This is a genomic window from Serratia liquefaciens (genome assembly GCF_027594825.1).
Classification (GTDB): Bacteria; Pseudomonadota; Gammaproteobacteria; order Enterobacterales; family Enterobacteriaceae; genus Serratia; species Serratia liquefaciens_A.
This window is the reverse complement of record NZ_CP088930.1, coordinates 3,947,187-3,973,270: the sequence shown is the minus strand read 5'-3', so window position 1 is coordinate 3,973,270 and position 26,084 is coordinate 3,947,187. Positions and strand designations below refer to the sequence as shown.

The 26,084-nt window shown below is 54.4% G+C and carries 28 protein-coding genes; 12 read left to right on the top strand and 16 right to left on the bottom strand.

The genetic code is table 11. The features are described 5' to 3' along the window. The first annotated feature begins 86 nt into the window (after window positions 1-86). Window positions 87-839 carry a DUF2076 domain-containing protein gene (locus LQ945_RS18185; RefSeq protein ID WP_270101411.1) on the top strand — a complete coding sequence of 251 codons (753 nt, stop codon included), beginning with the start codon at window positions 87-89 and terminating at the stop codon, window positions 837-839. A 99-nt stretch (window positions 840-938) separates the two neighbouring features. Then, the gene (locus LQ945_RS18180) at window positions 939-1,490 is read left to right on the top strand and encodes a GNAT family N-acetyltransferase (protein WP_270101410.1); all 552 of its coding nucleotides are present in this window, start codon (window positions 939-941) and stop codon (window positions 1,488-1,490) included. On the opposite strand, the gene LQ945_RS18175 is transcribed toward LQ945_RS18180, so the two are convergent. The 6 genes from LQ945_RS18175 to LQ945_RS18150 all read right to left on the bottom strand — a co-directional run bounded on the left by LQ945_RS18175 (window position 1,478) and on the right by LQ945_RS18150 (window position 6,122). Beyond that, the gene (locus LQ945_RS18175) at window positions 1,478-1,741 is read right to left on the bottom strand and encodes a hypothetical protein (protein WP_044548565.1); all 264 of its coding nucleotides are present in this window, start codon (window positions 1,739-1,741) and stop codon (window positions 1,478-1,480) included. The two genes, LQ945_RS18180 and LQ945_RS18175, sit on opposite strands and share 13 nt — an antisense overlap. An 85-nt stretch (window positions 1,742-1,826) precedes the next feature. Then, window positions 1,827-2,279 (bottom strand): thiol-disulfide oxidoreductase DCC family protein, encoded by a 453-nt coding sequence (locus LQ945_RS18170; RefSeq protein WP_270101409.1) that lies wholly within the window; start codon window positions 2,277-2,279, stop codon window positions 1,827-1,829. Window positions 2,280-2,343: 64 nt separating this feature from the next. Beyond that, complete coding sequence (locus tag LQ945_RS18165; protein ID WP_270101408.1) at window positions 2,344-2,676, bottom strand: hypothetical protein; 333 nt, start codon at window positions 2,674-2,676, stop codon at window positions 2,344-2,346. Between the two features lie 196 nt (window positions 2,677-2,872). Further along, the gene (locus tag LQ945_RS18160) at window positions 2,873-4,042 is read right to left on the bottom strand and encodes a type I restriction endonuclease (RefSeq protein WP_269934711.1); all 1,170 of its coding nucleotides are present in this window, start codon (window positions 4,040-4,042) and stop codon (window positions 2,873-2,875) included. A gap of 436 nt (window positions 4,043-4,478) precedes the next feature. After that, window positions 4,479-5,105, bottom strand: a complete 627-nt coding sequence (ycaC, locus tag LQ945_RS18155) for an isochorismate family cysteine hydrolase YcaC (RefSeq protein WP_262239282.1) — start codon at window positions 5,103-5,105, stop codon at window positions 4,479-4,481. Between the two features lie 135 nt (window positions 5,106-5,240). After that, entirely contained in the window at window positions 5,241-6,122 is an 882-nt protein-coding gene (locus tag LQ945_RS18150; RefSeq protein ID WP_262239281.1) for a pirin family protein, read from the bottom strand. 128 nt (window positions 6,123-6,250) lie between these two features. Here LQ945_RS18150 and LQ945_RS18145 point away from each other — a divergent pair, with 128 nt between their 5' ends. Beyond that, window positions 6,251-7,159 (top strand): LysR family transcriptional regulator, encoded by a 909-nt coding sequence (locus tag LQ945_RS18145; RefSeq protein ID WP_044548557.1) that lies wholly within the window; start codon window positions 6,251-6,253, stop codon window positions 7,157-7,159. On the opposite strand, the gene LQ945_RS18140 is transcribed toward LQ945_RS18145, so the two are convergent. Together LQ945_RS18140 and LQ945_RS18135 are read right to left on the bottom strand one after the other, a co-directional pair. Beyond that, on the bottom strand, window positions 7,160-7,543 hold the full coding sequence (locus tag LQ945_RS18140) for a VOC family protein (RefSeq protein ID WP_044548556.1): 384 nt from the start codon (window positions 7,541-7,543) through the stop codon (window positions 7,160-7,162). Window position 7,544: 1 nt separating this feature from the next. Continuing rightward, a complete protein-coding gene (locus LQ945_RS18135) occupies window positions 7,545-8,327 on the bottom strand; it encodes a DeoR/GlpR family DNA-binding transcription regulator (protein ID WP_270101407.1) in 783 nt (260 codons plus the stop codon). A gap of 134 nt (window positions 8,328-8,461) precedes the next feature. On the opposite strand from LQ945_RS18135, the gene LQ945_RS18130 reads away from it, so the two are divergent. After that, window positions 8,462-9,151 carry a ZIP family metal transporter gene (locus LQ945_RS18130; protein ID WP_270101406.1) on the top strand — a complete coding sequence of 230 codons (690 nt, stop codon included), beginning with the start codon at window positions 8,462-8,464 and terminating at the stop codon, window positions 9,149-9,151. A gap of 106 nt (window positions 9,152-9,257) precedes the next feature. Beyond that, complete coding sequence (locus LQ945_RS18125; RefSeq protein ID WP_044548552.1) at window positions 9,258-9,875, top strand: hypothetical protein; 618 nt, start codon at window positions 9,258-9,260, stop codon at window positions 9,873-9,875. A 9-nt stretch (window positions 9,876-9,884) separates the two neighbouring features. Here LQ945_RS18125 and LQ945_RS18120 read toward each other — a convergent pair whose 3' ends face one another. From LQ945_RS18120 to pagP, 3 genes are all read right to left on the bottom strand, one after another. Then, on the bottom strand, window positions 9,885-10,148 hold the full coding sequence (locus tag LQ945_RS18120; RefSeq protein ID WP_270101405.1) for a DUF333 domain-containing protein: 264 nt from the start codon (window positions 10,146-10,148) through the stop codon (window positions 9,885-9,887). Window positions 10,149-10,259: 111 nt separating this feature from the next. Beyond that, the gene (locus LQ945_RS18115) at window positions 10,260-10,745 is read right to left on the bottom strand and encodes a DUF2501 domain-containing protein (protein ID WP_020825399.1); all 486 of its coding nucleotides are present in this window, start codon (window positions 10,743-10,745) and stop codon (window positions 10,260-10,262) included. Window positions 10,746-10,994: 249 nt separating this feature from the next. Next, window positions 10,995-11,588: a lipid IV(A) palmitoyltransferase PagP gene (gene pagP / locus LQ945_RS18110; protein WP_197022753.1), complete on the bottom strand. Its 594-nt coding sequence runs from the start codon at window positions 11,586-11,588 to the stop codon at window positions 10,995-10,997. A gap of 813 nt (window positions 11,589-12,401) precedes the next feature. Here pagP and LQ945_RS18105 point away from each other — a divergent pair. Continuing rightward, complete coding sequence (locus LQ945_RS18105) at window positions 12,402-14,078, top strand: alpha-keto acid decarboxylase family protein (protein WP_270101404.1); 1,677 nt, start codon at window positions 12,402-12,404, stop codon at window positions 14,076-14,078. Window positions 14,079-14,100: 22 nt separating this feature from the next. Here the strand turns inward: LQ945_RS18105 and LQ945_RS18100 are convergent, their stop codons facing one another. Further along, window positions 14,101-14,973: a LysR family transcriptional regulator gene (locus LQ945_RS18100; RefSeq protein ID WP_182821659.1), complete on the bottom strand. Its 873-nt coding sequence runs from the start codon at window positions 14,971-14,973 to the stop codon at window positions 14,101-14,103. A gap of 107 nt (window positions 14,974-15,080) precedes the next feature. On the opposite strand from LQ945_RS18100, the gene LQ945_RS18095 reads away from it, so the two are divergent. Next, window positions 15,081-15,923 (top strand): alpha/beta fold hydrolase, encoded by an 843-nt coding sequence (locus LQ945_RS18095; RefSeq protein ID WP_182821657.1) that lies wholly within the window; start codon window positions 15,081-15,083, stop codon window positions 15,921-15,923. 28 nt (window positions 15,924-15,951) lie between these two features. After that, window positions 15,952-16,557 (top strand): glutathione S-transferase, encoded by a 606-nt coding sequence (locus LQ945_RS18090; protein ID WP_270101403.1) that lies wholly within the window; start codon window positions 15,952-15,954, stop codon window positions 16,555-16,557. Here LQ945_RS18090 and LQ945_RS18085 read toward each other — a convergent pair. Further along, entirely contained in the window at window positions 16,554-17,672 is a 1,119-nt protein-coding gene (locus LQ945_RS18085) for a DUF1615 domain-containing protein (protein ID WP_270101402.1), read from the bottom strand. The two genes, LQ945_RS18090 and LQ945_RS18085, sit on opposite strands and share 4 nt — an antisense overlap. Before the next feature lie 132 nt (window positions 17,673-17,804). Here LQ945_RS18085 and LQ945_RS18080 point away from each other — a divergent pair, with 132 nt between their 5' ends. From LQ945_RS18080 to LQ945_RS18065, 4 genes are all read left to right on the top strand, one after another. Further along, window positions 17,805-18,275: a GNAT family N-acetyltransferase gene (locus LQ945_RS18080; protein WP_270101401.1), complete on the top strand. Its 471-nt coding sequence runs from the start codon at window positions 17,805-17,807 to the stop codon at window positions 18,273-18,275. Between the two features lie 119 nt (window positions 18,276-18,394). Then, on the top strand, window positions 18,395-19,255 hold the full coding sequence (gene tehB / locus LQ945_RS18075; RefSeq protein ID WP_270101400.1) for an SAM-dependent methyltransferase TehB: 861 nt from the start codon (window positions 18,395-18,397) through the stop codon (window positions 19,253-19,255). Between the two features lie 178 nt (window positions 19,256-19,433). Then, complete coding sequence (leuE, locus tag LQ945_RS18070) at window positions 19,434-20,072, top strand: leucine efflux protein LeuE (RefSeq protein ID WP_020825394.1); 639 nt, start codon at window positions 19,434-19,436, stop codon at window positions 20,070-20,072. Window positions 20,073-20,227: 155 nt separating this feature from the next. Continuing rightward, the gene (locus LQ945_RS18065) at window positions 20,228-21,727 is read left to right on the top strand and encodes an aldehyde dehydrogenase family protein (protein ID WP_270101399.1); all 1,500 of its coding nucleotides are present in this window, start codon (window positions 20,228-20,230) and stop codon (window positions 21,725-21,727) included. A 199-nt stretch (window positions 21,728-21,926) separates the two neighbouring features. Here the strand turns inward: LQ945_RS18065 and feaR are convergent, their stop codons facing one another. The 3 genes from feaR to LQ945_RS18050 form a co-directional block, all read right to left on the bottom strand. After that, window positions 21,927-22,841 (bottom strand): transcriptional regulator FeaR, encoded by a 915-nt coding sequence (gene feaR / locus LQ945_RS18060; protein ID WP_270101398.1) that lies wholly within the window; start codon window positions 22,839-22,841, stop codon window positions 21,927-21,929. Window positions 22,842-23,031: 190 nt separating this feature from the next. Further along, window positions 23,032-24,879: a hypothetical protein gene (locus LQ945_RS18055; protein WP_269934700.1), complete on the bottom strand. Its 1,848-nt coding sequence runs from the start codon at window positions 24,877-24,879 to the stop codon at window positions 23,032-23,034. A 183-nt stretch (window positions 24,880-25,062) separates the two neighbouring features. Then, complete coding sequence (locus LQ945_RS18050; RefSeq protein ID WP_270101397.1) at window positions 25,063-25,704, bottom strand: DsbA family protein; 642 nt, start codon at window positions 25,702-25,704, stop codon at window positions 25,063-25,065. Window positions 25,705-26,084: the final 380 nt, after the last annotated feature.

Genomic DNA, 26,084 nt, shown 5'->3' with positions numbered 1-26,084 from the left:
TATTGGTTCATCTAAACGCGCTAGGGTGACAGCTACCGATGAGATCTCTCATCCAGTACCGTTATTCATCTCCTTGAGGTAATCCTATGCAATCCGAAGAACAACGTCTTATCGATGGTCTGTTTGGCCGCTTGAAAGAAGCCGAGACCAAGACGGGCCAGAGGGATCTTCAGGCAGAGCAGCAAATCAACCAGCACATCCGCGAACAGCCTTCCGCACCTTATTACATGGCGCAGGCGATGATCATTCAGGAAGCGGCGCTGAAACAGCTCGACCAGCGGGTGAAGGATCTGGAAAGCCAGATTGCCCAGCAACAGCAAAATAACGCCAATCAACAAAGCAGCGGCGGCTTCCTGGCCGGGCTGTTTGGCGGCGGTAACCGCAACGCGCCAAGCCCGCGCGAACAGTATCAGGCGCAACAGCAGAATAACGCGGCATGGAACAATCAGCCTCAGACGGGCTATGCCCAGCAGCAACCCGCCTACAACAATCCACCGCCACAGGCGGCGCCTTCACGTGCCGGCGGGTTCCTCGGTGGGGCATTGCAAACTGCTGCCGGCGTGGCGGGCGGTGTGGTGCTGGCTGACATGTTGACCGGCATGTTCCGCCATTCACAACCTCAGGAAATTGTTAATATTATCGATGAGACGCCGACAACGCCGGTGGATGACAGCGCGATGAATAATTTCGACGCGTCCAATAATCTCGATACCTTTAACAACGGCGGAGATAGCCGCTTCCTCAACCAAGACAACGGCTTCCAGAACGCGGATTATCAAAACGACGATAACACCGACTTCTCCGATGACGACTACAGCGACGACGATTCGTTTATCTGATCCCTTTTCCCCTCTCCCCGGAGAGGGGTTTTCTGTTTCCTCATCCCCCACGTCTGGTCTACAGTTAAATCTGTCCAATCACAGCAGGTTACGTGAACCATGTCGAAAATGAACCCTACCGATCCCTATACCAGCCCACGCCTGTTGATGCGCCCCCCGGTGGCCGATGATTTGGCCCGGTTTTACGCCATTTTTGGCGATCCCGACACCCAACGCTTTAACCCCGCAGGCCCCATCACCACGGAACAACGGGCGCGGCTGGCGCTGACGGAACGGATCGAATGCTGGGAGCAACACGGTTATGGTTCCTGGGCAATTGCGCTACGTGAACGGCCGGAGTGGATTATCGGCTTTGGCGGGCTGTCCTGGCGGCCGCTAGGGGCACAGCGCACGGTGAATTTGGGCTATCGTTTTGATACGCAGGTCTGGGGCAGTGGCCTGGCTACGGAGTTGGCGCTGGCCTCGCTGGAGTATGGTTTCAAACACCTGCAGTTGGCAGAGATTTCCGCCCTTGTGCGCGAAAAAAATCTGGCCTCATGCCGCGTGCTGGAAAAAGCGGGGTTAAGTCTGGTCGATACTCTGGATGACGTGCCCGGCGATACGCCAAGCCTGGTTTACAGCATCATGCGCAGCGAATATCAAGGCTGCTGAACCGGTGGTTCGTCGTTGATCCTTGCCAGCGCCCGACGGTAGGACTTCACCTTTTGGCGCTTCTTCAACCAGGTGGTGGTTGAGACAATAAAAATCAGCCCGGACATGGTCAGCACGCCGATCGGATGGCCGTAAAACACCATAAGGGCGAAATAAATGGCGGAAACGATCGCCACCCATTTTGCCGTATTTCCCACCGCATTCTTTTCCTGACTTAAACGGCGGATGTACTCTTCTTCGCTGATCCCCATACGCACTCCTTTTGGCTGAACGTTCCATTATATGGGGCCAGAATGATGATAATTCAATCGATTAAAGGGTAAAGAAGCGTAAAGCTCAGCGAGATTTCCCACGACGATGGCGCAGATAACGCTCCGGCAAAGCCTCTCCAGGCAACGCCGTGCCGGCATTGCGGCCAAACAACCTATAGCGGTTGCTCGCCACTGCATTGTAAAACCCATCCGCCAGCCGCTGCGGCAAAAAGCGCGCCAGCGCCAACAGGCGAAATGGCCAGCCGAGTTGGCGCAACGCCTGAAAAAACGCCGCCGAACGCAGCCAATGTCGGCCCGGTTCAAGATAGACGATGGAGTCAAAACGATCGGTGGGCAAGGCCAGCCAATTCAGGATTGCCTGCCCTTCTTCGGATTGCACCGTGGCCAACAGGATCTTGCCCTGCCGATCGGCACGGATCAAAAATCCCACCAGCCCGTGACACAAATTACACTCGCCATCGAATAGCAGCACCCGGTCACCGGGCTGGAGATAAGGGGGAAGTATTGACGGATTCATCCTGCCTCCTGAGGTGATTCACCCCAGACTAACGCGCATTCCCCTTCAGAACCAGCGGCCCGATTTAAGGAGCCGGAGGGGCGAGCGGCTTATCCGGTAATGCCACTACCGAGATACGTACTTCGTAATGCTTGGCGTTGCCGGCAGGGATCACCGAAGTCAGCTTATTGATGGTTTCGGTGGGGTTATCGCTGGCGGAGGTCGCACAGAACAGTTCGCCACCGTGACAGAAACCCGGTTTAGGCATATGCCCACCAGGGAAAGGAGGCTGGCGGGAACCCTGTTCTGCGGGCGGCCCATTTTTATCTGCCGCCGGCGGCGCAGAAAGCGCACTGACGCTGAACAACGTCGTGGCAGCCAGAACGGGCAGTATCAGTACTTTGCATGCATTTTTCATGGTGTCGCTCTCATTTGCCGGGATTGGGCCTAACCTACCCCGCTCCCGGCCGATGAGAAAGCCGCTTTTCACGACCTTTGCATCCCGATGATCTTTGCTTACATCCCTGCGCTAACGTGATGAAAGCTTAAGGATTGTGTAAAGGCATCAGGGAAAATTTTTATTGATTACGCCTTGCAGTACTTTATGAAAAAACTCATCCCTGCGTTTTTTTCTTCTGCCTGAAGTTCTCATCATCAATACAATAATGGTAGGAGTCGATGATCAACCCCGTGAGCCGCAAGATATTCTCAGGTCGATCGATAATGATGTGCCCTCCAGCAGCAAGCTCCAAACCCGCACGGACAATTTCCGCATGTCTTTCCTCATTGATTTCCAAGGGGAGAAGCACGGTAGGCCTTTGTTTATTATCAAAATACCGAAGGACCCAGCGAGTGGTTTTTCCCTGCACCAGAATGCTGTAATAGCTTTCCGTATCTTTTGCCGTTAAATCTGCACTCTCACCCAGAATCATCGCCACATTATCGAATAAAGCTCTTTCAGCATAAGTAGTAACTATCTTGCTGTTTTCTGGATCAATGATCGGCGCTAACGGATCTGCGTTACTGTTTTGCTCGCCTTCGCCGCTCTCTTCGGAGAGCGTTTTATTTTCAGACGTCACAGACAATCCAGACACCACCATAGCACTTACCGCTTTCTCAACGGCCTGACGGACCAAAGGAGTGATTGTCTCCAGAAAACGCTGGTTAAGTTGGCGTTGAACATTGGATCTGTTCGCCACATACCTGACAAAATCCAAGTCTACGTCTCTCAGGCTGGCACTGATTGTTTTAGTGAATGATGTCAGATAAATGCTCTCCTCAGCCAGCGTCCTCAGAGCTTCCGGCTGAAATTGATCATGTCTAAATCTATAAAGCTGTTCAATATCAGAGTCGTTTAAATCATTAAAATCTATTTTTAGGAAGGGCGTATCATCCATAATATTTTTATCTTTCAGGTCGGTAAAGAAACGCCATTCTTTTCCGTTAGTGATAGCAGAAACCGTGACTTCGGGTGTGGCATTAAAGTAACGTGATAGCTGCGGGCTGTGATTCGTTAAGTTTTGATTGAAGGACTTCGCCTCAATAAACATGACAGGTACGGCATGGCAAAAAAGAGAATAATCGACTCGCTCACCGACCTTAACACCAGGAAAATCAGCACCATACTCTGCTTTTACCTTCGTGGGGTCATAAGGGTGGAAACCGAGGATTTCCAATAATGGCAAAATTAAAGCCTGCTTTGTCGTTTCTTCTGTATTGCAATGCTGACCGACCGCGGACACATGATGCACATGCGCTTTAAGCTTATCTCTGAATGCATTCATCAACCATCCCTCTTGCTGTGTTAGACATTCTTCATCTCTTAAAATCAGACCTACAGAAAGTTTTACGTTTTCCCACAGCACGACCTGGTAGGCCGCTGGCTGTTTTATTTATTGAATTAAATAACTTTAAACATTAAATATATAGCAGAACACGCCTGCTTTAATCAAAGGCATTAAATCAATATTAATACCGAGTTCAAAATAATCGGTCAGGTATTTTTAACCCAAAAAAAATTTATAGAAATTTAATGATTTCAAACACAATTAAATTTCACTGTTTACAGGGTGTTTTTTTTCAAATCTGATGGGCTGCAGGGTTGGATAATTACAGGAAGGAAGGCGAGTGAATGGATTTATCGACTAAAAGACTTCAGATATGCAATCTCACGTAATCTGGCTCAAACGGAGCGCAGCTGTTGGCTGCGCTCCGGGGGAATTACTTGCCTTTGGTCAGCGTGCTGTAGCTGGTCATCAGGTTGCGGTAATCGGGAATGTGGTTGGAGAACAGCGCGCCCAAGCCTTCAATATCATTGCGCCAGTCACGGTGCAGCTCACAGGCCACGCCGAACCAGGTCATCAGCTGCGCGCCTTCGGCTTCCATACGGCTCCAGGCCGATTGACGCGTCAATTCGTTGAAAGTGCCAGAGGCGTCGGTGACCACGAAGACCTCAAAACCTTCGCTCAGGGCAGACAATGCCGGGAAGGCCACGCACACTTCGGTCACCACGCCGGCAATAATCAGCTGCTTACGGCCGGTGGCTTTTACTGCTTTGACGAAGTCGTCGTTGTCCCAGGCATTAATCTGTCCAGGGCGTGGAATAAAGGGCGCATCGGGGAATTGAGCTTTTAGCTCGGGGACCAGCGGGCCGTTGGGGCCGTCTTCGAAGCTGGTGGTCAGAATGGTCGGCAGGTTGAAATACTTCGCTAAATCACCCAGTGCCAGTACGTTGTTTTTAAAACGATCGGGGTCGATATCGCGTACCAGTGAAAGCAGCCCTGCCTGATGATCCACCAGCAAAACGGCCGCCTGATCCTTATCAAGGCGTTTGTAATTTGCAGTCATGGTTTACTCCTTTGGGGTTGATTGTTGCAGCTAAAGGTTGCCCTTGACCGACAGGCCAAAGCGCAGAGGTTACTTAAGTGTAGAACCGGATCCGGAGGTGTTTCTCCGGATCGGTTCTGAGGGCGTGCTGAGGGTTTAGACGGCGTCGTGTTCTGCCGCCATGCTGCCGAACTTGCCCCCGTTGAAGTCACGGAAAGCCTGCTGAATTTCCGCGTCGCTGTTCATCACAAACGGACCATAACCGACGATAGGCTCGTCGATCGGCTCGCCGCTCAGAACCAGCAAACTGACATCGTTATTGGCTTCGAGGGTGATTGAATCCCCCGCACGGTCAAACCTGACCATTTGGGTTTCGCGCACCACTTCTTCGCCGTTAACATGAATAGCGCCATGCAGCATGACCAGCGCCAACGTATGCCCTTCTTCCACCGTCAACGTGGTGGTATGACCGGCGTTCAGCTTCATGTCCCACACATTGAGCGGGCTGAAGGTGCGTGCCGGCCCAGCGTGGCCGTCGAAGTTACCGGCAATCACCCGAACCTGACCTGCGCCATCCGCCAGTGGAACGACTGGAATATCCGCATTCAGCAGCGTCTGGTAACCCGGCTCAGCCATTTTGTCCTTGGCCGGCAGATTCACCCACAGTTGGACCATTTCCATGGTGCCGCCGTTGCGCGAGAAATCCCGTGAGTGGAACTCTTCGTGCAAAATACCCGAGGCGGCGGTCATCCACTGCACGTCACCGGGACCAATCACCCCACCGCTGCCGGTAGAATCGCGGTGCTCCACTTCGCCCTGGTAGACGATGGTCACCGTTTCAAATCCGCGATGCGGGTGCTGACCCACGCCACGGGTGCCAGAGGCAGAGCGGAACTTGGTTGGCGCAGCATGATCCAACAGCAGGAACGGGCTCATTTCCGCCCCCAAATCGTTATAGGAGAACAGCGAATTCACCAGGAAACCGTTGCCGACCCAGTGGGCTTCAGGGCTGTTGTAAATACCGAGGATCTTTTTCATCTTGAACTCCTGTTTCAGGTCTCACGACCTTAAGTTGATGTCAGAAGTTTAATCCTGTCGCGTTTGCCGCAGTAGTAGGCAAGATGTACACTCAGTGTTCTAGATATGGAACGATGATAAGGACGGCGATGTTCACCGATTTGAACGATCTGTTTTATTTCGCCAGCGTGGTCGACCATCAGGGATTCGCCCCCGCAGGCCGTGCGCTGGGTATCCCCAAGTCCAAACTGAGTCGACGCGTGGCGTTGCTGGAAGAACGCCTGGGCGTGCGCCTGATCCAACGCTCGACGCGACGGTTTTCCGTCACCGACGTCGGCCAGAATTACTATGCGCACTGCAAGGCAATGCTGGTGGAAGCCGATGCGGCGCAGCAGGCTATCGAGCAAACCCGCGCCGAACCTTGCGGCACGGTACGCATGACCTGCCCGGTGGCCATTCTGCATACCCGGGTCGGCAGCATGGTCGCGGCCTTTATGGCCGATTACCCGAAAGTCACGGTGCATCTGGAAGCCACTAACCGCCGGGTGGACGTGGTAGGTGAAGGCCTGGATCTGGCCATCCGCGTGCGGCCACCGCCGCTGGAAGACAGCGATCTGGTGCTGAAAATTTTGGCGCAGCGCACCTGGTGCATCGCCGCCAGCCCGGCGCTGGTGCGAACCCTCGGCCCGGTGGAACGGCCCGAGGAATTGCATAAATACCCCACACTGGATCTTGGCCCGGCACGCGCACAGCACCTGTGGCAGTTGACCGGACCACAGGGTGAGAAAATGGAGTGGGAACATCGGCCGAGGTTGGTGACCGACGACATGCTGATGTTGCGGACAGCGGCGATCGCCGGGGCCGGCATCGTGCAGCTGCCGTCGATGATGATGCGCGACGACATGCTGCGCGGCGAATTGGTACAACTGCTGCCAGGTTGGCAACCGCAGGGTGGCGTGGTGCATGCGGTGTACCCTTCACGTCGCGGCCTACTGCCGGCAGTGCGGCTGCTGCTCGACTATCTGGCGCAGCAGTTTGCCAGTATCGAAGAGGAGTGATCAGGCGGTAATTTCGATGGCATTACCGTCCGGATCGCGAACGATCGCCTCATAAAAACCATCCCCCGTCCGGCGTGGCGCCGCCAGCAGGATCCCCTCCTGCTGTGCGCGCTGCGCCAGCTGATCGACGCGGCTTTCATCTCCCACCGACAATGCAATATGCGCCCACCCGATGCGTTCATTGGTCTGCTCCAACGGCAGCAGTTCCGGCAGACTCATGATCTCCAGCGTTGGGCCGGCCGCCAGGCTGACAAAACGCGAAACAAACCCCGGGCGGTTTCGGCTAACGTACTGCTCCCCGGCAACGCCGTCAAAATACCGCTGCCAAAACGCCACCTGGGCATCGATATCGCGGGTCCAGAGTGCAACATGGGCTATTTTCATCTCAGTCTCCAATGGGTGAATTGCTGTACAGCACCTTGCCGCCGCTGTGAGTTATCTGCTGTTCGAGCTGCGGATGGCTGCCGGCTGGCGTAACCAGATAATCGACGCGGCTGGCGGGCAGAAAGCTATAAGGGGCATAGGTGTTAAGTTTGTCGCCGGTGCACAGCACCGCCAGGTTACCGGACCGCGCCAGCAAACGTTTCTTGAACTGGGCATCCTGATAATTCAGCGCCGAAAAACCGCTGCCTGGGTCGTAAGCACAAATACCGATGAAAGCGAGGTCAAAGTAAAAATCGTCGATTTCCTGCACCGCTTTGGCGTCCACACAGCCGCCGACGTCGGCATCCAGCTCGCCGCCGATTAAAATCGTGCGGATCCCCGGCTGTTCCAGCATTTTGCCGGCAATAGTCAACGCGTTAGTGACCACCGTCAGCCGTAAATCGCGCGGCAACAGGTCGGCCAAATAAAGGTGGGTACTGCCGGCATCGAGGAAAATAACCTGTCCTTCCTTGATCAACGACAGTGCAGCCAGCGCCAGCGCCTGCTTCTCATCACCGCTCAATTGCAGCCGTGCGCTGATAGGGCCGGTTGCCGGCGTGGGTGCCAACGCACCGCCATAAATGCGTTTACACAGGTTTTGTGCCGCCAACTGACGCAGATCGCGCCGAATGGTGGCTTCAGTGGTTTTCAGGCGCTCCGCCATTTCAACCGCCAGCACTCGCCCCTGCTGCTGCAAGGTGGCAAGGATCGCATCATGGCGCTGATTGGGTAACAGTTTGGACATTCGACTTCTCGATGGCGAACAAGTGATCACAAATGTACACAAACGTTTAAAATCGTACAAATGTTTTTTGCGACGGTGCGAAGGAGTAGCACTCGACTAGACTGAAACTTTACGTCTCAGATAAAGGAATATTGATGACCTCAGCCGTGCTGTATACCTTATTTCCCGCCGCAGCGACCGTCGTTGGCGCCGCCATCGCGCTTTATCGCCGCCCTGGCGATGCCGCCATGCGCATCATTCATCACTTTACCGCTGGCATCGTCTTTGCCGCAGCCGCGACCGAAATTCTGCCCGATCTCAAGCAACAATCACCCTGGGCAGTGCTGCTCGGCGGTGCCGCAGGTGTGCTGATGATGCTGCTGGTCAGGCGCTTGGGAGAACGGGCTCAGGGACCGGCGGGCTTTGTGGCAACCGTCGGTGTGGATATCTTTATCGATGGTCTGGTGCTGGGCATCGCCTTCGCTGCCGGTGCCAAAGCGGGCCTGTTATTGACGCTCGCGCTAACGTTGGAAGTGCTGTTTCTGGGGCTGTCGATCGTAGGCGATTTACGTGATTTTTTCGGCCGGCGGATAAAAGCCATGCTGGCGATTGGCGGTCTGGCTCTGCTGTTGCCAATAGGCGGTCTGTTGGGTGCACCGATTGCCATGCTGGGGGCTTTCTGGCTAACCACGTTTCTGGCCTTCGGCCTGATTGCCTTGCTCTATCTGGTCACGGAGGAGCTGCTGGTTGAGGCGCACGAAGGAGGTAAAGATACCCCGCTCGCCACCGCGATGTTTTTTGTCGGTTTTTTACTGCTGTTGCTGCTGGAAGAGGGGATGAGGTAACACGCAGGAATTTTACGGGGCTATTACCTCCCCCCAGGTGATTTGGCTATACTGAGGCGAGCAAGGTTACCGCAGAACGTAACGGCTTGGGCGCTAAGGGAAAAGGATGCTGTCAAAAATTGCGAAGTGGCTATTTCAATTGCCGGGCAGGCTGTTTGGGGGCATTTTCAGGAGCCGCCTGACGATTTTTATCTTCTTTATGCTGATTGCCGCTGGGGTTTTCAGCGCCAAACGCTATCTGCGAGCCCATCAAAGCGACGATGAGTTTGTCACGACGGCCACCACAGATTACAACCGGGCCATCCAGCGTGAAATGCCGATGCGCGAAGCACGCGAACAGTGCGGCGGCCCGCTGCATGACAACGCCGGGCAACCCTGGCCTCTTTCGGCCGGCTATCTGCATCAGCCGGAAGGCAAAGCCGCCGCCCCACAGCAACAACTGACGCTGGATAATCAAAACAACAATTTTGCGGTATTGGTCAAACTGGAGACACCGGGCGCGCCACAGCGTTTGGCGGAGGTTTTTATTCCCGCAGCCGGCAGTTTTAATATCAAAACCAACCCGGCCGGGGAATACGTGATGAAAATCAAAAACATCAAAACCGGCTGTAACTTCCGCTCCAAACCCTTCACCCTGAGTCGTCATCAGGATTGGCGGCTGTCGCTGAAACTGCAAACGGACGGCAGCGTGCAATACCAGCCGATCAGCGACCGCGAGTTTTAATCGCGAGGCTTATTTCTTCACCGGATGATCGCGGCGGAACAATTCCCAGCTTTCGATTTCCTGGCCGTTCGGCAAGGTACAGGTGGAGTACTGGCCGTCAGCATTTTGCTTGGCGTTCAGCTTGCCGCCGATCTTGGTGCAATAAACGTCCGCCGGGTTCGCCATGCCGATTGGTTTTACCTGCGGTGGCGGTGGTGCATCGTTAGATTTTATGGTGCAGCCCTGCAATATCGCCATCCCTGCCAACAGGGAGACCATCAGAATTTTTTTCATTTTTTCTCTTACCACTCCAGTCTATTTCATGCCGCGGATAGCCGGCTAATTTGAAATACGACGGGGAAAGTTAAAAACGGCGGCAGCCGGAGCATACCGCCGTTTAAGCTATCAGGAAATAAAGGATGCGCCCTGTTTCAGGACCAAATCACAGGCTTTTTGCTTCACTTTTTCAGTGATTTGCGAAGTGCCCAGGCTGTTCAGATCCAGACTCTTGCCTTCGCCGGTTTTCAGCAGGCCACCCAGCCCTTGCTGGTAGTCCTGGCTTTTGGCGTTCTCTGTGCTGGTGATGCCAAGTTTGCTCAGCAACTGGTCTTTCACCGCTTCGGTGCCGTTGGCCGACAGGACGTTATTTTTCACGCAGTACTGCAGGATGCCGGCCGCGTTGGTCATGCTGCTGGAGCTCAGCGCCTTGTCGCCACCGTTCAGTAAACCGGTCAGGGAGGACAGTGAAGTGCCACTGGTGCTGCCACCCGATTTACTCAGTTCACCGGCCGCGCTGCTGAGGGAATCCATCAGTCCGGCAGCCTGAGCCGCGCCGCAGGTCATGGCGGAGGTCAATGTCAGCGCCAGCAGTAAACGATGCTTGGTGTTCATGGGGTAAAGCTCCTGTTTATCTCGCCATCCTTTCAGCATCCCCCTAGCGATTGGCGACGGGAAAAAGCGGATGGGCGAATCGTGTGCAATCAGCGCAATGCGCCGGGTCACATCTTCGGACGCCACCCGCGGCGACAAGTTCCTTTTAGCCGGCAATAGGACGTTTTTTCAGAATTCAGGTAATTTTTTGGGCGAAGAATGTACAGCTCGGGGGGCTATGGGCCGCCAAACTGAGCGACCCACCAGGGATCAGAACTGCCAGCGCAGCCAGGCAAAGAACACGTTGCCGTTATTATAGGTGCCGGGAATATAAGTGGCCTGGAAGGTCAGGCGCTTATAACCGATAGAAGCCAAAGGCAGCGGGGCCGGGATAGGAATGTAATTCCAGTTATCGCGCGCGGTGACACTGGCGGTGAAGCCCAGACCCAGACGGAAGTCCTTGTCGTCCAGAGGACGCCAGATCTTCTCATAAGCGTAACCGCCAATCGGTTCCCACTTATTGAACGAATCCTTGAATGCCATCAGATAAATGCCGTGCCAGTCACCGTCGCTGTCGTAGCGCGAAATGCCATAACCGGCGCCCCAGGGACGCTCGTTGTACTTATCGATATGCTCGTCGTCGTAAGTCCAGCGGTTATGCCAGGTAATGGCCGGCAGATAGATGTCTTTATTCGGCGAGTTATTCCAGGTTTCCGCCACGTTATCGGTGAAACGCTGCCACAACCCCGGTTTTTCAGCCTGCGTCGCGCTGCCATTTCCTGCACCAACCTCAGCGTAAGAAGGTAGTGCAGGAAATAGCAGCGCCACTGAGCAAGCTAAAATTGTCCGCTTAAAAAACATCATCAAACTCCTGTAAAAAATAAGGCCGGCGATTCTTACCGATCGACCCATCAAGATCAAGCTGTATCTTATTTATCCAACCGTTTTCTCCTGCCTCGTTGTCACTTGGTTAAGTTTAGCCGCAGGTAAAGGGAAACGGCCCGGCGGGTCGACTCCGGGCGCTCAGGCTACTGCGCCCCCCCTGCACCGTCTGTCGGAATACTCCGCAATAATGCTGCTCCCAGAGTAAAACCCGGCGGCCCGCCAGCTGGCTACAGAACTTCTTTCCTGCTCTGAGCGTAGCGAAATCTTTACTGCCGCCCCATAAGCAACTGGAATCGCCGTCACGCTTTTCGTGGGTTCTCGCCGCCCATTTTACGGCAATCTCAATAAGCTCAAGGCCCTGTCAGGCGCAATGGCTGTAAATTTGCAGTTACATCGCTGCTTTAGAGACCTGCAACGGCAAAAACGAGGGACTTCCCGCCATTATTTTTACCGGCAGGCAAAAGTACCGGTGTTCATCCCGTATGCCATGTTCCGGCCCAAGCCGCCATATTTCACATCTCTATTACATTAGGTGAAAAATACCACCCATCACATCGCCGCGGTAAATCCCACCCACCCCCAATGTAAACCCGAAAATACAATAAGCTACCCTTTCATGCGCCCCACTCAACTTGAACAAGCCGATAGTTTAAATAATTGTTAATGCTAACGAGCACGACCCGGTCAGCAAGGGCTGAACGTTTATTGGATTGCTCAATAACACAACATCGCCAGCAAGTTATTTGCTGCTCTCTGCCTGATAAAAGAAAGATAAAAAATCCGGAGAAACACATGAAAATCACTATCGGGGCATTCATCCTGCAACAGCTCCGCACCCTGAACATCGATCGTATTTATGGCGTACCCGGCGACTATAATCTGGCGCTGCTGGAATTGATCGAACACGACGGCAATATTGAATTTATCGGCAACTGCAACGAGCTGAATGCCTCCTACGCGGCCGACGGCTATGCGCGGTTAAAAGGGGCTGGGGCGCTGATCACCACCTACGGCGTCGGCGACCTGGCTGCGCTGTCCGGCATTGCCGGGGCTTATGCCGAATCCGCACCGGTGATCTGTCTGGCCGGTACTCCGCCACTGCACGCGATGAAAAACCATGAGCTGCTGCACCATACGCTGGCGGACGGCAACTTTGATAACGTCATGAATTGTTTTAAACAATTCACCGTCGCCCAAGCGTTGATCACGCCAGAAAATGCGGCGGTGGAGATCCCTCGCGTTATTTCCCGCGCCTGGACGGAAAAGAAACCGGTTTATTTACAGTTGCCTTCTGATATTTGCGATGTGGAAATTGAAATCACTCAGCCAATCGCCGCGCCGCAATTGCCACCCAGCGACCCATATAATGTCCAACTGGCGGCCATGGCATTACTGGCGCGAATAAAACAGGCGAAGAAACCGATTATTCTGGTCGACCAAATGGTGAAACGCTTTCAACTGCAGCAGTTGGTGATTGAGGTCGCACATAAATTTGCCATTCCCCTCACCAATATGCCGACGGCCAAATGCATCATTCCGGAAACCACACCGGGCTGGTTGGGCGGTTACAGCGGCAACCTTTCGCGCCCCGAACTCTATGAACACATGGCGCACGCCGACTGCGTGCTGAGCTTCGGCGTTCGTCTGGTGGACTCCACAACCGGCTATTTTTCGCACCGGATCCCGTCTGACGCGCAAATTGATATTCAGCCGTTCTCCGTGAAGCTGGGCACCACCTCTTACCCGGCAGTGGCGACCGCCGACCTGTTACAGACGCTGCTGGCACTGGGTGAAAAGGTAACAGACCACCAGCCGGCGCCCCTACCTGAAGCGCGGCATCGGTTGGCAACGCCCAGCGATGCCCCTGTCGATCAGGCTTATTTATGGCAACGCATCCAACGCTTTATTCGCGCCGATGACGTAATAGTGGTGGAGAATGGCACCTCGGGCGCGGCGATTGGCGGCATGCGCATGCCGGACGGTGTTCAGGTGGTCAATCAACCGATCTGGGGCTCGATTGGCTATACCCTGCCGGCACTGCTGGGGACCATGATGGCCGCACCGGATCGCCGGCACCTGCTGTTTATCGGCGACGGTTCTTTCCAACTGACCGCTCAGGAAGTTTCCACCCTGCTGCGCTACGATCAGAAGCCGATTATCTTCTTGATTAACAATGATGGTTACACCATCGAACGTTATATTCTTGGGGAGAACTCGTCGTATAACGATATCGGCCCCTGGGACTACGCCAAACTGCCGGCAGTGCTCAATACCCAGGCGAAGCCGTTCAGCGTGGCGGTAGAAACTACCCACCAGTTGGAATTGGCGCTGGAGCACGCCTCGCGTCAGGATCGGCTGGCCTTTATCGAAGTTAAGGTGCCGATGATGGACACCCCACCGGTGATGAAGGAATTCTGCAACCGCTGCAATAATTTTAACTTCGGCTTGACCAATCCGCGTCGCGCTTAACCCCGACAAAATCCGCCGTAGCTCATAGCTCGGCGGATCCTTCCAGACCTTGCACAACCTGCCGCTGCAAACTTTGCAGCAGCGGGTGTTGCCGCCGGTGGCCCAAACGCAACGCATGTGCCACCTTCGGCAAGGGTAACTTACGCTCAAATACCGTCTCGATCCGCACCCGCCGATCGACAGATTGCTGATTGAGCAGGCCAATCCCCATACCGGCAGAAATCGCTGCCAACATACCGGATATCGAAGGACACTCCACCGAGACCTTGTGGGCAATGCCCGCGGCACTCAGGCGCTCTTCAGCCAGCCGGCGATAAAAGCAGTCTGGCCCGTAACTGACCAATTTCACACAGTCACCAGGCTGAAAACGCCACCCTGGCGGTACACACCAGTGAATGTGTTCCGTTGCCAGCACCACATCTTCCGAGCTTAGCGCATCGCAAAACTGCTGATGCAGTACCAGGTCCAACTCTCCCTGAGCCAAAGCGTTACGCAACACCTGGCTTTGATCGATGACCAACTGCACATCAACCTGCGGATGTTGATGGGTAAAGGTCGCCAGCAAGGTGGCCAACCGGGACAGCGACATCTGCTCTGTGGCGCCAAAACGTACTGTCCCCTGCAATAACGAGGGGGAAAAATGCGCCAATGCCCGATCGTGTGCCTGCAAGATCTGTCGTCCATGCATCAACAGCGCCTCGCCGTCCACGGTGGCGATCAAAGCGGCTCCCTGGCGATCGATCAGAGTGCGGCCCAGCTGCTCCTCCAACCGTTTGATTTTCCAACTCACTGCCGACTGACTGAGATTCAGCTGTTTCGCCGCACGCGTCATGCTGCCGGTGTCGAGTACGCTCTGCAGCGCCCGCAATGCATCGATGGATAAACGCTGGTTCATAAACGCCCTCATGACAAAAGTTGGATTGAATCACCATAACTTGTCATTGGCGTCATGAAAAGACGAGAGGTAGGGTGATATTCAACAAGGTAATGGGGGAAATCATCATGAGCGGCTTAACTTCTCAGGTTAATCAGCAGGTCATTATTCAAGGGTATCGGATTGCCACTGGCGTACAGGGGACCGGTGTGCCACTGGTGTTGGTTCACGGAACCCCCGCCCATTCGATCATCTGGCGAAATTTGCTGCCCCGCCTGACGGCGGCCGGCTTCCAGGTTTATTACTATGACCTGCTGGGCTACGGCGCATCGGAACGCCCATTGTCCGCAGAGACCTCGATTGTCGCGCAGGCGGATTTACTGATCGCCCTGCTGAACCACTGGCAACTGGACTCCGCCCACGTATTTGGCCACGATATTGGTGGCGCGTTATCCCTGCGCGCGGCTTTCGAGAACGCCAATCGCTTTCGCTCGCTGACCATTGCGGATATTTGCAGCTACGACTCCTGGCCTTCACCCACCTGGCGCAGCATCCGCGATAATTATCGTCAGTACGCCGTCATGGACCCCTTACAACATCAACAAACCCTGACGCGCCAGTTGCAAATGGCCGTGTTCAACAAATCGCTGATGACGGGAGAGCTGTTGCAAAGCTATCTGGCCCCGATCGTCGGCGTGCTCGGCCAACCGGCCTTTTATCAGCAACAGATCGCCCATTATGATGCCCGCTATACTGATGATTTCGCGCAGCGTCTGCCAAAACTGCGCCTGCCGGTGCAAATTCTGTGGGGAGAAAACGATGAATGGCAGCCGGTCAGTTACGCCTACCGTTTACAAGCTGACATTCCCGGCGCCAGGCTGCAGGTGATCCCGCAGGCGGGGCATTTTCTTATGGAAGATGCACCGGAAGCCGTATCCCAACGGCTGGAGACGTTTATTCATTCACTTTAAATCGGGCAAATGCGCTCAGGAGAACACAATGCAATTGATAGGCATGCTGGATTCACCCTATGTGCGCAGGGTCGCTATTTGTTTGAAATTGTTGGAGATAGAGTTTGAGCACCGGGCAATTTCAGTGTTCAGCGGTTTCGACCGGTTTAAAGCCATTAATCCGGTGGTAAAGGCCCCAACGCTGGTGCTGGCCGACGGCCAGATCTTGATGGATTCTTCGCTTATTCTGGAATACGCCGCAGGTATCTCCCCCTCTGGCAGAGCTTTACTGCCAAACCAGGATGCGGCGAAGCTGAACGCCCTGCAGTTGAACGGGCTGGCATTGGCAGCCTGCGAAAAAACGGTGCAAATCGTTTATGAACAACAGTTGCGTCCGCAAGAAAAGCAGTACCAGCCCTGGCTGGATCGCGTTCAGGGCCAACTGCTGGCGGCCTACGCCGAGCTGGAAAAACAGTTGCTGCAGTCCGCCGCGTCACCCTTTATCGGCAGCGCAGAGGTCAGCGTGGCGGTGGCCTGGAGCTTCACCCAACTGATGCTGCCCGGGCAGATTAGCGACGAGCAACATCCGACTTTGGCGGCATTTTCCGCTCAGGCCGAACAACACCCGGCGTTTATCAGCACTCCGCAGGTTTAACCCGCCGAAGCGCGCGTCATGCAGCGTTGGCGCCGCTCATCCACCCGTTTGGCAAACCAGGCGGTGGTCAGCTTACGGGTGATTTTCGGGCTTTCCAACTGAATGCCTGGCAGCATTTCCCGCGGCAGTTTCTTGCCGGTGGTTTTCTCTGCCAGCGCATACACCCGCTCATACAGGTCGGTGTCGGCAAATTCGGGCAGGTCCCCCTTCTCCAGCGCCCGACGAATTGACGAGTCGCTCATATTGAGCCGTTTGCCGAGGGTGCGCACCGCCAGTTCGGTGGTGCCGGGTTTGTCGGTGCCGTAGTTAATCAAGTCGCCATCCAGTGCCAGCGGAATGCCCGTCGTGCGGCTGACCGCACTTTGGAATGCGGCATTACGGCTGGCGTACCAACCGGCATTGAAGTCGGCGAAGCGGTAGATCGGCTGGCTGTAGTTGGCCGGGTACCCCAACAGGTGCGCAATACCGAAATACATGCCGCCGCGGCGACTGAACACTTCACGGCGAATCGAACCGTCAATCGGATACGGATAACCTTTGGCATGCGCTTCGGCAAAGGCGATGCTCACCTGCATCGGCCCGGCGGTATGCACCGGGTTCAGGCTGCCAAACAGCTTTTGCCCCATCGGCACCGAATCAATCATATCGTCAAAGATATCGCTCAGGTCTTTCTCGGTGCGCACCTTATCCAAACGCTCGCTGTAGCTCTTGCCGTTCGATGACTTGATCAACAAAGCGGTATGCACCAGAAAATTGGGAATATGCAGTTGGTCAGCGCGGCGGTCGATCTCTTTCCAGGCGATTTTGGGCAGCCCCGGCACTGGCGGATTGGCCTGGAAGGTCGACTCCTGCTCGGTGACCGCCAGTACTGAACACAGATTTTGGTCGCTGGGCTCGATACCCTGTGCGGCAAAAGCGGCGGTGATATCGGTGGCCCACCCCTGGCGATCGGCGGTGTTAGCCGGCATCAAGCGCACCAGTTGAGCCTTCACGTCAGCCGGGCGTTGCACCGGTGAAGTGGTGGTAGTTTTCGTGGTACAACCGGCCAGCACCAGCAGCGCGGCCAGGCTCAACGGACGCAAGGTCATCGGGTTGATAAAACGGCGAATTGGCATCTTTTCCCTGATCGTTTTGACATACACTGCAGTGACGTTAGCCCAGCAGCGGAACCCGATCCAGTCTAAATGTATTGATCCGGCGGAAAGAGCCGGCGGGCGCCAGGAAATACACCTTAAAGGAATGACCGCATGATTGAACTCAGAGATATGAGCCCGCAAGAATTCGAGCGTTACCGCGCACATGGAATCGAAGAATATGCCCGGGATCTGGAGCGCGCTCTGCAACTTAGCCGGGAATCGGCGCGGGTGGAAGCCGTGGCCACCTACAACGCCTCACTGCCCCAAGGGTTGGCGACACCAAACCACCGGCTAGTTTGCGCCCGACTGGCGGGTTCAGAAGAAAATATCGGCATCGTCTGGTACACCCTCAAACAACGCACCTACGGCAAGCAGCTGTTTGTCTATGATTTCGAGGTGGATACGGCCTGGCGATGCAAGGGCTACGGCGAGAAAATACTTTGCGCAGTACTGGAAGCCGGACGGATTGCCGGTGCGGAATATGCCGAGTTGGCGGTGTTTAACGACAACCCGACGGCGGTCAGGCTGTATACCCGGCTCGGCTTCAAGGCCGTCAATACCCGAATGCATCGAAAACTCTAAACCCGGCCTTTCTTGATCGCGGGCATTTTCAATGAGCCGATAAACATGTATTTTATATGCAACATATAAAATCGTTTATTCGCCCACACCAGGGCAACGCAAAATTTAAGGAGAGACGCATGAATGAGCTGCTTTGTTATAAAACCCTGCCGGTATGGAACAGCGCAACGCTGCCGGAGAGTTTCCAGCAAAAGCACAACACCCAAAGCGGTACCTGGGCCAAACTCACGCTGCTGAGCGGCACCCTGACCTTTGCGTTGATGACCGAAGAGGGCGAGACCACCGAAACCTGGCAGTTCAGCCCTGAGAGCCAGCCGCCGTTTATCGAGCCTCAGCAATGGCACCGCATCGTTTCATTTTCCGATGATATGACCTGCCAACTGGCTTTTTACTGCTCACCGGAAGATTACTACCACAAAAAGCACCAGCTGACGCGCACCCATTCCGAGGTGATCGAAGCCGTACAGCGCATAAAACCCGGCAAAGCGCTGGATCTGGGCTGCGGTGGCGGACGCAACTCGCTCTATCTCAACCTGAAGGGCTTTGACGTCACCGCCTGGGACAAACATGGCCCGTCGATCGACAACCTCAATAGCCTGATCGAGAGCGAAGGGTTGTCGCACATTCGCGCCAGCGTGCAAGATCTCAATACTCACACCTTCAGCGGCGATTACGACTTTATTCTTTCCACCGTAGTGTTTATGTTCCTCAGCCGCGAACGGATCCCGGAGCTGGTGAAAAACATGCAGGAAAGCACCCTGAACGGCGGTTACAACCTGATTGTCGCCGCGATGGATACGCCGGACTACCCTTGCAGCCTGCCCTTCCCCTTCACCTTTAAACCGGGCGAGCTGAAGGAATATTACGCCGACTGGGAAATCCTGAAGTACAACGAGGATGTCGGCCAACTGCACAAAACCGACGCCGCCGGCAACCGTATTTCACTGCGTTTCGCCACGCTGCTGGCGCGTAAGCCCTAAAATCCCTTCAAATGGCGCCGCTCGATACGGTATTGACCGGCGCCGGCCTGTAGCAAAATACGGCAAACAACATGAAGTTTAATACGTTGCCAACCTGGCGCTGCGGCGTTAGGATCGCGCCCGGCTACGGGTGTAGCCAGTGTTATTGGCTGTCAGTTCCGCGCATGGAGAGGTTATTGTGTTAGAGAGTTTTGGCGTCCTGAATCTTTGGACCTATTTGGCCGGGGTGGTTTTTATCATCATCCTGCCTGGCCCGAATACGCTGTACGTGCTGAAGACCGGCGTGACGCGTGGCGTACGTGCTGGTTATACCGCCGCGCTGGGCGTGTTTATCGGCGATGCAATCCTGATTTTCTGCGCCTATATTGGCGTGGCTTCGCTGATCCGTACCACGCCGTTCCTGTTTACCCTGGTACGTTTTCTCGGCGCGATTTACCTGCTGTTCCTCGGTGCGAAAATTCTCTACGCCACCTTTATCCAGAAAAACGCGGCGCAGCAACAACAGATTGAAGGCGGCCACAGTATTCTGCGCAAATCGCTGACGCTCAGCCTGACCAACCCGAAAGCGATCCTGTTCTACGTGTCGTTCTTCGTGCAGTTTATCGACTTCAACTATGCGCACACCGGCCTGTCGTTCACCATTCTGGCGCTGATCCTCGAATCGGTCAGTTTTATCTACATGACCACGCTGATCTTCTCCGGCGCGATGCTGGCGCACTTCTTTAACCATAAGAAGGGCCTGGCAAAACTGGGCAATGGCCTGATCGGCCTGCTGTTCCTCGGCTTCGCCACTCGTTTGGCTACCCTCAGTTCCTAGTTCGCCGCAATAACGGCTGATAACTTCAGCCGTTTTTCCCAACATCTGTCACGCACGACAAACCGAATGTCAGACAGACAAAAGCCCCTCTTCTCTGCCTGCTATAGACTTTTAAGGTTAACGATAGCGACCTTTTTTGTCTGACAGGAGGGCGTATGCCTGACAATAACGTAGCAGTGATGGACAGCGTTTCGCGTTTTCTCGATCGTCATCATGGGCTGTATATCGACGGCCAATGGTGTGAATCCACCGCCGAAGGCCGGCTGGCGGTGTATAACCCCGCCGACGGACAACAAATTTCCTCCACCGCCGACGCCAACGCACAAGACGTCGCGCGCGCCGTACAATCGGCCCATCAGGCTTTTATCTCAGGGGTCTGGGCGCAACGTTTACCTGCCGAGCGCGAGCGTATTTTATTGCGCTATGCCGATTTGGTTGAGCAACACACCGAAGAACTGGCCCAGTTGGAAACGCTGGAACAGGGCAAGTCGATCAATATTGCCCGCATGTTCGAGGTGGGCTGCACGCTGAACTGGATGCGCTACACCGCCGGGCTGACCACCAAGATCACCGGCCAGACCCTGGACGTGTCGATCCCGATGCCGCCGGGGGCCAAATATCAGGTGTATACCCGTAAAGAGCCGATTGGCGTGGTGGCCGGCATTGTGCCCTGGAACTTCCCGCTGATGATCGGCATGTGGAAAGTGATGCCGGCACTGGCGGCGGGTTGCTCCATCGTGATCAAACCCTCGGAGACTACGCCACTCACCCTGCTGCGCATGGCTGAACTGGCGACCGAGGCCGGTATCCCGCCGGGCGTCTTCAACGTGGTGACGGGCAAAGGCACCGGCTGCGGCAAAGCGCTGACCGAACACCCGCTGATTGCCAAAGTGAGCTTCACCGGCTCCACGCCGGTCGGCAAAAACATCGCCCGCGCGGCGGCGGATCGCCTGACACGCGTGACGCTGGAGCTGGGCGGTAAAAACCCGGCCATCGTGCTGAAAGATGCCGACCCGCAGCAGGTTATCGAAGGCCTGATGGCGGGCAGCTTCCTGAATCAGGGGCAGGTGTGCGCCGCCAGCTCGCGGATTTATATTGAAGCGCCAATATACGACACACTGGTGGCCGGGTTCGAGCAGGCGGTGAAATCCCTGTCTGTCGGGCCGGGCATGGATGCCAGTGCGCAGATCAACCCGCTGGTCTCTAGCGACCACCGCAATAAAGTGGCGGCCTATCTGGATGACGCCAGATCCAAACAGGCGGAGCTGATCAGTGGCGCAACCGGGCCGGACTCGCAAGGGTTCTATATCCCGCCAACGCTGGTGATTAACCCGGACGACAAGCTGAACCTGACGCGCGAAGAAGTGTTTGGCCCGGTGGTCAATCTGATCCGCGTGGCGGATGCTGAAGAAGCGTTGCGCAAAGCCAACGACACGGACTACGGCCTGACCGCCAGCCTGTGGACCACCAGCCTGCAAGCGGCAATGGCCTTTACACCACGCATTCAGGCCGGCACGGTGTGGGTCAATACCCATACGTTAATCGACGCCAACATGCCTTTCGGCGGCTTCAAACAATCGGGCAGCGGCCGTGATTTCGGCCCTGACTGGCTGGATGCTTATACCGAATCCAAATCGGTGTGCATTCGTTACTGAACCGCGTCTTAATCGCCAGTAGCGCCTTCAGGGCGCTACTGAGACTGCTGACAAACATAAAATGTTTGGCGGCAGGCGCTAAAGGTTTTGAAAATAGATCGGGAAAATCAAATTATTGATTTTCGGCTGATAACTCAAAGGGGGAAAAACCGCGCTTTTATCCCCCTTTGTCAATAATCTGAGTAGCGCCTTCAGGGCGCTACTGATACTGCTTGCGGTATTCGCTGGGCGAAACGCCAAAACGGCTTTTGAAGGCGGTGGAGAAATGGCTGTGATCGGCAAAACCCCAGTCATAGCCGATAGTGGCCAACTTTTGCCGCTCGGGCGCCGTGCGTAGCGCCTGGGCGCACAAATCAAGACGGCGGTGCTTGATATATTGCGCCACCACCAGTCCCTGACGGGCAAACATCCGGTACAGGCTGCGTACCGAAACGCCCAACTCACCGGCGATCCACTCAGGCCGCAGCTGCGGCGACTGGATATGCGCATCGATAAACGCCAGCGTTCGGGTGAAAGCCTGCGGGAAAACCTCAGCCCCCACTTCAGGTTCGATCATTGCCGGGCGCAACAGCGTCGCCACGGCACTCAGTATCGCCTCGCTCTCCGCTGCGCTCATCTGCGCGTCCTGCATGCAGCCCAAGACCAGTTGCCGACTGAGGCGCGCCATGCTGTTTTGCCCATCCAGCCGTCGCGCGAATTGCAGGTCGCTCAAGCGTGCAGAGCGTTCGAAATAGCTGCGTGGCATCAGTAATGAGATTTGGCGGGAGTCCTGTTGAAAGGTAAAACTGCTGGTACGTGAAGCGTCGATCAGCGTGACGTCACCGGCGGACAAGACCGCCTGTCGGTCTCCCTGCTCCATCAATGAACTGCCACGCAGTTGAAAGACCGTGAAAAAATGCGAGCCGTCGCTGCGGTCAATTTCTTTTTGGGTTCGATACAGGCGGGTTTGCGCCGCATCCACCACGCTCATACGTAACGCGTGGGCGCGGAACTCTTGCATCGCGCCGCTGAATCCCGGCCCCAGAGTCCGGGCGCTGAACCGGCCACAGGCGGAGTTGATTTTCGCCAACCACTCTTCGAAGCCAACCTCCCTGACCGGTACGGAAATTGCCATGGATCCCCCCTTCACACATCAGCGATGGACGCGTTCGAACCGCAAGCGGCAATGAACAGAAAATCAACATAACAACCCGATAACATACAAGCAATGCCGAGCGTGGGATCTGGCGCCGGGATCACAGATTACATATTACTCATCAGGCATGAAAAACCCGGCCGCAGCCGGGTTTGCCAGACAAGTAGGATCACAAAACGTTAAAGTTGATATTACCGATATATAATGACGCCCCGGTCGGTAAGTTGGTCAGGTCAATATAGAACAACAACCATTGCTGGCTACCATCGGCAATATTACGCGGTGCTTGCCCGCTGCCTACGTTAAAATCGCTGGCGTTACCGAACATGTTGATTGCAGTTGTTGGCGTTGTGGTCACATTGAGCGTACCGAAGTTCCAGGTGTCCTTTATGTTGGAGAAATAATAGCCGGCGGGTGCGGTTACACTGCGGATCCCCTCACCGGAAAATGCATAACCGGCGGTAGTAGTAAAGTCTACCGAGCCCATCACCTGCACTCTGCAATAAGGCACTTTACCCGACTCCATTGCCATCGGGATGGCAATTCGTTGGCTACCGACAGTATCGGCCGTTTTCCTAATCTCAATTACCTTACCGGTAAAAGCAGACCCAGAGGGTGGATAAACGGTTTGCACCAGATAACTTGCGGCGGTAAATGCATAACCGTATAAAGTGGCCAAATAAGAGGTCACTTGCTCAGCCGTTTGCAACTTCAGCATTCTATTATTTTTCGAGGTAAGAGGCTGTAACACCGGGCATTGATTTTGATTAACCATAAAGCAGCCCTGGGTTCTTAATTGCCCTTCACCAGATAACAAGCTGTTGTGCCCAAAGGTGTTCTCAAACTCGCAATCCTGCAGGATCACCTTGCTGTGATATTGTTGGGCATCGAAGTAGGAAGGCGCAGTGATAGGGACATTGGTGGTACCGTAAAACTTGGTGCCAACGGCGCTAAAACTGCCGGTACCAGTAATCACCACACGGCTATCAATAATATTACTGTTAATTTCCATATGGCCACCGAGCATACATACCCGAGCATTTTTAATCATAAAACCAAATTTTTGATAATCGACAGAGCAGTTGACAAAGTTATGCGCGCCCCCCTCCAGATTCAGAGTCCCTCCATTGGCAAAAGTGCAATTGGTATAACTGAGGTTCTCCCCGGCGTCGACGATACCTCCCGGGTAAAAAACATCCCCACCTGCGTTTTGCGAGAAATAGCAGTCATAGAAACGGATCAAATAGGCACGTGCGCCGTATCTGACCGCTGGAGCCGTATGGAAATGATAGAATTTTGCCTCACGAACAACACATCGACAAAAACGAAAATCCCCCGCGACACCTGCACCTTCAAACAGCATTCCCGTCACACCCAGGTTAATGGTGCCACTGTCAATACGATTTGGGCTGCATGAATACATTTCCAGTTTTTCTAGCGTGCATTCAATAGTCGGCCGATTTTTTTCGTTGTATAACTGCAACAGGGCTTTCGGGTTGTTCACATCCTGATTAAAACCTTCGCAGGCAAAGATAGCGCCACCATTAGCGTATAAATTAATGCGAGTGTTCCAAATAACGGTTGAACCGAAACCATATTGACGATTGCCTTTAAAGCGTACACCTGCCGGTTTGGGAGTCCAGTTGATATAGGTACCACCCGGCGCTGTGCCTGAAGTACCAACCAACCAGGCCAGCATACTGCTAAATGCCGGGGCGCTATCATAACCATCGTTTACAAAGTTACCGGATTTATTACGGTAATATGGTCGGGCTCCCCACCACTCAGGATCTACGCAGTCTTCAAAAACTCTCTCCCAAATAACGTTATTAGCATCCTTAATCAGCATTACACCATCAATATCCCAGCGATCTACCGTCGGGCTAGTTGCTTGCTTGATAAATCGCCCACCGGTATAGCTGTCCGTTACGACAATCTCTTCGGTATTGCTGGTGTTTAACGTGACGTCATTCAGCGTTGCAACATAATAAATTGTACTTGATGAAGGCAATGGCATAGTGGGCTCCAGGGTGTCAGTAGCAGGTGTCAGTTAACGCCTGCGAAGGAGTCGCAACTATATCGACAACGACGTGATTGGATTAGCGGAGTCCGTCCACTTGTAGTTGGCACAACAATCGAGATAAAAAAACAGAGGATAAGGCACAGGGCAAGCCCCCTGTACCTTATGCATCCTCAGATATTATGGCTGGGTCGCCAGCAGATAACGCACCACGGCCGCGTACTCTTTCGCATAACCGTCGACGCTTTGGCTTGCCATACCGGCATTGTCGATTTTGTACTTGCCGGAAACATAAAACGATGGGGTTGCGCGTACGTCCAACGCTTTCACCGCTTCATTTTGCTTGGCAATCATGCCCTTCACCAGCAGGCTGTGACGCGCATTTTCATAGGCCGTGGCATCCACGCCGGCGGCGGCAAACACCCGCTGGATATCTTCTTCACTGTTGATGGCACGCTTCTTTTGTAGTTCTTCGAACAGCAGGCCTTCGATTTTGTCCTCGATCCCCATCACCATCGCGATCGACCAGGCTTCGGTCAGCTCATTGCCCAATTTGCCCATCAGGCCGACGTGGTATTTGGTCAGTTTGGTACCTTCAGGCAGGGCCTGGCTGACGGTGCTGCCCACATGGTAAGTTTCGGCAAACTGGTAGCAGGGGCCGCAATAAAAGGAGAAAAACTCCACCACCGCCGGGGCCGATGCCACCGGTTTGTCCAGACGAGAATATTGCTCGCCAGCATGGTAATCCGCCGCCACGGCGACAGCAGGAAGCAATAGCGCCAGGAGCGCACCGGCGAACAGCCGATTAACTTTAGCCAACATAACTACTCCAATTCAGATGAGAACATTGTCCCTAACGGCGGTGTTTATAATCAAATTATCGGAACAAGACCAGTTTTTATTACCTTCTGTTGGTGTCCCCTTGACCCAAATCAATGACCAGGAATAAATGCTCCACGTCATTTCCAGCCGTTAGCCTCACTCATTGCACCTGCGCAATGGTTCAGCCTCCAACAAGTGAAATACCGTTATGATAAATTTAATCCAGCAGCTTACCGTCCCCGAATTTATCCCGATTAGAATATTCTTACTTACGGAACCTTTTCGTTTTGCCTACCTTTTCCATATTGCTAACAGATGCAGTCTAAGATGATACTGCCCCCTCCAATATAGAGATTAAAGGTTATATTATGCGTCGTATT